The following is a 259-nucleotide window of genomic DNA, read 5'->3' as shown; positions in this document are numbered from 1 at the left end:
CGGCGGGCAAGCGGCGCAGCTTTCAGTGACGATGCTGCCTTCTGCACGGCCTGCCGTTTTGCCGATCACCTCAATCGAGGAGGCCATCGCCGTGCCTGCCATCAGCAGGATTGCCGCACCGAGGAAAATCTGACGCATCAACGCACCTCCGTCTCACTACGGCAGCGGTATAGCGCAGCTTCGTTTCCATCCCGTCAGGGGAAAGGGTAAAAATTTAAGGAACGTAGCGGTTTATGCTTTGTCCGAGGCTTTTTCGCGC

The 259-nt window shown here is 57.9% G+C and carries 1 protein-coding gene; it reads right to left on the bottom strand.

Annotated elements, in window-relative coordinates; all coding sequences use genetic code 11:
• On the bottom strand, window positions 1-138 hold a 138-nt coding region (locus EOD29_RS37990), incomplete at its 3' end, for a plant virulence effector HPE1-like domain-containing protein (RefSeq protein WP_281059258.1).
• Between the last annotated feature and the right edge of the window lie 121 nt (window positions 139-259).

This window comes from Mesorhizobium sp. M1A.T.Ca.IN.004.03.1.1 (assembly GCF_003997555.1).
Lineage (GTDB): Bacteria > Pseudomonadota > Alphaproteobacteria > Rhizobiales > Rhizobiaceae > Mesorhizobium.
Note: the sequence above shows the minus strand (reverse complement) of the source record. Positions and strands in the feature narration are given on the sequence as shown.